Annotated in this window: 4 protein-coding genes and 1 pseudogene; all 5 read right to left on the reverse strand. The window is 64.6% G+C overall.

Annotated elements, in window-relative coordinates; genetic code table 11:
* Positions 1-123: 123 nt before the first annotated feature.
* A complete protein-coding gene (locus VKI00_RS20525; protein WP_324440662.1) occupies positions 124-576 on the reverse strand; it encodes a universal stress protein in 453 nt (150 codons plus the stop codon).
* Between the two features lie 129 nt (positions 577-705).
* Positions 706-1203 carry a type II toxin-antitoxin system prevent-host-death family antitoxin gene (locus VKI00_RS20530; protein ID WP_324440664.1) on the reverse strand — a complete coding sequence of 166 codons (498 nt, stop codon included), beginning with the start codon at positions 1201-1203 and terminating at the stop codon, positions 706-708.
* A gap of 355 nt (positions 1204-1558) precedes the next feature.
* Entirely contained in the window at positions 1559-3109 is a 1551-nt protein-coding gene (locus VKI00_RS20535) for an MCE family protein (protein WP_324440666.1), read from the reverse strand.
* Positions 3103-4257, reverse strand: coding sequence for a virulence factor Mce family protein (locus VKI00_RS20540; RefSeq protein ID WP_324440668.1), 1155 nt, complete (start codon positions 4255-4257; stop codon positions 3103-3105). The genes VKI00_RS20535 and VKI00_RS20540 overlap by 7 nt, the downstream gene beginning before the upstream one ends.
* A 62-nt stretch (positions 4258-4319) precedes the next feature.
* Positions 4320-4833 (reverse strand): annotated as a pseudogene (locus tag VKI00_RS20545) (mammalian cell entry protein); the annotation flags it as partial.

Here is a 4833-nt window from a genome sequence, read left to right on the forward strand (position 1 = left end):
AGGCCACGGTCTATGCCAAACAGGGAAGCACCGACCTGCAGGCAGCGGTCGGCATTATCGAAGACGACCTATCTTCCGAGGCGCGCGACCATCGCGTGTGGATTGTGTAGCTCCACTGCCGGGTCAGCCAGTGGTATGAACGATCAGTACATCGATGTTGGACCTGGTGGCGATAGCTCCGGGGACCGAGAACACCCGCCCGATGAGCGCGGATCGCGCGTCCAGTCCCACATTGCCAACCACCAGCAGATCGGCCCCAACCTCCTCGGCAAGGTCCACCAGCGCATGTACTGGTGCAGCCTTAATCGGCCGGTCCTCGATGTTCTTCGCCCCGGCCGCCTTTGCTCGGTCGCGGGCATCATGCAACATCGCGTAGGTTGGCGCGTTGCCGCGCACCTTGTAGCCCTCCTCCCCGAGGATGTCGGCCGCGCGCAAATCGTCCGGGTGAGGGAAGTAGCCCGTCGCAATGATCAGCTTCGCGTTCGTGTCGGCGGCAATCGTGGCCGCACGCTCGACCGCGCGCAGTGACGACTCTGAGCCATCAGTGCCGACCACCACAGTCCGATAGGCCGTCATTTGCCTCCGCAGCGTCGTTTGCAATACCACCAGCGACAATAACGCTCCTATGCATCAGGACCTGGAAATTCCGCGTAATGGATGCGGCGCTGGCAAAAGCGGCGCCTGGCTCGCGCACTCATGGCCCGATCAGGCTGTCCTGCGGGGGTCGTTCCCAGCGGCTGACACGATGCGAGCAACCAGCTTGCCACCACGGACGACCTCAATCGTCTGCCCTGTCGCAACCCTGTCGAAATAACGCCCCGCACGCTTTCGCAGTTCGTCAAGCTCGATCTGCCCACCAGCGTCCGCCGGGACCGGGGTCATCCGCGAGTCACCTGCCGACACGATCCGCGCCAGTAACTTGCCGCCACGGACAACATAAATCGTCTCCCCGGCGGCAACCCGATCGAAACACCGCCCGGCACGCGTTCGCAGCTCATCAAGCCCGACCCACCCACCAGCGTCCGGTGCCACGGCCTTGACAGATCGCTCCGGGATCGGAGCCACCCTCCCGTCACCGACCGACTCGATCCGGGCCACCAGCTTGCCGTGACGGACGACATCAATCGTCTCCCCGGCGCCAACCCGATCGAGATACGTCCACGCGTTACTCCGGAGTTGGCCTAAGCCAATCACTTCCGGCATTTCGCTCCGATCTCTGTGTTCACCAACTGGCCCGCGCGGTGTCGAACCAGCTGTGTGCGCAGAGCACACCGCGGTGCGCTCCGATTCAGGGCACTCAGAGCGTTCCGACCTTGCCAGCGCATCACGTCGAGTATATGACTGTACGTGCGGTCAGTGTCAAGAGTCCGACCAGGGCCAAACGATGAGTCGGGGAAGCTGCACGATGAGCTTCGTGCAAATGAGCCGGCCTGAGTTCACGTATCCGCGACGTCTCAAGGTCATCGAAGTCTCACGGGCCCAACGGCGTAACGCATTGAGCCAGCTTTTCAGTGACTTCCTCCGACTCTTTCGGACGAGTCGTCGGCATCGGTGCGGTTCAGCCGGCTGGCGCCAGCATATCCTTCCAACCGTCGTCTCCTGTTTTCCTCGAATCTTCGACCGCGTACTTGGCACCGTCGGGCGCTACCAGTTCACCGCTCTGTGGACTGTAGACGGCGGTGGGAGGCCCGCTGGGGATGTAGACGCAGGGGTTTGGCTGCTGCCCATTGCATTCCACAGTCCCCGAACCCGGCCGCTGCAGCGGATCGCTGATGGGCGGCGGCGTCCCCGCCACCCTGTCGGAAGGCGCCGGGTTGAGGCCGGTGTTGATCGACGGCGCGGGTATCACGTGGCCGGGATCTACCGGCTGATCGCATCGCGCGCCCGGTGCCGGGCAGTTCCTGATCTGATTGGGGTCGCCGTACCACGGGTTAGTGCCCAGCGGCTCATATGGTTTGTTGCTGCGGCATTCCTGTGGCGTCGCGGCGTGTTTACCGGGAACATCGACACACGGAAGGTTGCGTGCCCCGCGCACGGCATTGGCCGGAGCGTCTTGCGGGATCTTGCAATACGTTCCGGACGGCATCGGCTGCAGGCTGGTGTCTGCCGGAGATCGCCACTGAGATGCCGGGACAAAGCCGGTCAGACACGGCGGGGGCTGGTTGATCGTCAGCGCGGTGTCAAGCGCGGCGTAGCCCGGGAACGCCGCCGTTACCGTCTGGCCTTCCGCGTCGCCCTGCGGATAGGCCACCAGCAGTTGCTCGACGCCCTTGTGGTACCGCTTGAGCATCTCCAGCACGATCTCGAGATTCGCCAGTGTCTGCGGCAGCGTCTCGCGGACGTCGCTGAACACCTCGTTGACCTGGTCGGCGGTCGGCGCCCCTTGGGTGAGGATGCTCTGCACGTGCTGGTCGTTCTCGGCGGTCTGCGCGGCCAGGATGTTCAGGTTGTGCGCCCAGCGCGCGATCGCGTCACCGGAGTTGACCTGGCTGTCCAGGATCGGCCCGGAGTTTTCGATGATGTCGTCGACATCGCCGATGTTGGTTTTGAAGTCGCTGGCAATCGCCTGGGTCGCGTCGACCAGCCGTTGCAGCGCGGGCCCCAACCCGCCGACCGCTTGGGCTGTCTCGTCGAGCAGTCGACTGATCTTGTCCTTGGGCAGCGCGGCCAGCCCGCGGTTGGCGGCGTCCAGCGCCGGCCCGATCTCAGCGGGCACGGTGCCCTTGGTGATGGTCTGGCCTGGCGAGAAGTATTTACCCGGGTTGCCTACCGACACCAGGTCCAGATACTGCTCACCAACCGCCGACACCGAATGCACATTCGCCGATGCGTCGATGGGGACCTTGTACCGGTCGGCAATACTCATGGTCGCCTGCGCGCCGGCCTCGGTCGGCTCGACGGCGGTGACCTTTCCGATGGTTTCACCGCGATAAGTCACGTTGGCCGTCTTGTACAGACCGCCCGACGCGGGCAGGTCCGCCTTCAGGGTGTACTGGCCGATCCCCACATGGCTTGGAATCCGCAGGTAGAACCAGCCCAGCGCAATCGCCGTGATCACACTCAGAATGCTGAACAGGATCAGCTGGCGCCAGATGAAGCGGGTCAGCATTGCCTATCCGCCCTTTCGACCAGCGGCCCGCCGGGGACGTCGTTCGGGTTCGGCGTGTACCGGACGTCGGGGATCATCGTTTCGGGGTCGCGGCCCCACGATTGCTCGAGCGCGCGCAGCGCTCCGGAGAACCCCGTCCCGGTGAGAACCGCGTTGTCGACAGCGCTGAGCGTCAGGTCGAGCGTCAGTGACAGGTTGAAGTAGTCGCCGCGGAACGCCTTCGGCACGGCGTCGATATCGAACGGCCGGACGAGGATCAGCTTGAGTGCCTGGATCAGATACGGTGAGGCACGGCCGAGTTCCCTCAACGGGCACTGCAGCGACAGCAGGTCCTGATGGAGGTTGTTCCGCGAGGCGGACAGATATTGGTTGGCAACCTGGCTGAACCCTCCCGTCGCATCAACCGCGTTGATCAAAAGGTTCTGTTTGTCGGCGAAATGCTTGATCAGCGGCGGGAATTCGGTGAGAACCCGATCGAGAACGTCCGAGCGGGGACCCACGTAGGTCAACAGCCGGTTGGTTGAATCGATGGCTCGGGTGATGTCATCGCGTTGCTCGTCGAGTCGTGCGGTGAAGGTGTCCAGCTTGCTGAGGAAGGCACGGATCACGTCGGCCCGCCCGTGCACGATGTTGTAGACCTCGTTCTGCACCACTTCGAGGTTCGGGATGCCCCCCCCGCGCAAGATAATGGCGAAACTGGCCAGCGTCTGCTCGGTGGTGGGGTAAGCGGACGAATTCTTCAGCGGGATGGTGTCGCCGTCCTTCAGCAGTTCGGGCGACGGGTTGGGCGGCGCAGCCAGTTCCACATGCTGAGAACCCAGCAGGGTTGACAGCCCGATCTTGGCGGTGGCGTTTTTGGGTAGTTTGACGTTCTTGTCCAGACCCAGCGCCAGCGTGGCGACCCAGTTCTTCAGGTTGATCGCGCGCACCGTGCCGACAAAGACATCGGCCACCCGCACCCGGCTATTGAGGTTTAGGGCCAGCGTGTCGGGCATTTGCACGAAGACGGTGTAGGAGCCGGCCCTGGTGCCCGGGCCGCCGGGCATTGGCACATTCGCGATTCCGTGCCAGTTCGCGCACGAGGTCAGCGCGACGGTCGCCACCAGTAGAGCCAGCCCCTGCCGGGTCCGGTATCGGACCATGCGCATCAGTCGCTTCACCGGCCGTTGGTTCGGCTTGCTCCTCGCGCGTACCGCGCTCATCGCGCGCCTCACGAGCCCGGTCCTGTCGACACGGCCGCCTCAGCGGGTAGCGGTGGTCCAGCAGGCGCGGGCGCTGGCACTGGCGTCGGCGCGACCGGCCCCGGGGCCACGTCCGGCGCGGGCGGCGGTGGCGGGATCGGCACTTGGGGGGCCTGCAGGCCGATGGGTGGCACGACGGGGTACTCGTTGTACGCGTTCGGCGGTCCCGGCGGCGTCTGAAGGTTCGATTGCACCGGTGGGATATCCGGTCCGCCCATGAGTTCGGCGAGCGATTCCGGCGTCAGCAAGCCCGCCGTGATCGGACTCACCTTTGTGCCCTGCATGCCCGGCGCGACAACCCAGCCGGGCTGCGTGTTGCGGTGCGACAACGGGGTGTCGGGTACCCAGATCCCGGGCACTGTGGTGTCCTTGTATCCGTTCGGCGGCTGCAGCCGCGGCTCGGAGTAGGCGACTTCCTTGGGGAGCGTCTCGGCGGTGCTGAACAGGTTGAGGCCGAACGGCAAGTAGTTGAACTTGATCGCA

This window comes from Mycobacterium sp., from assembly GCF_035314665.1.
In the GTDB taxonomy this organism is placed as follows: Bacteria; Actinomycetota; Actinomycetes; order Mycobacteriales; family Mycobacteriaceae; genus Mycobacterium.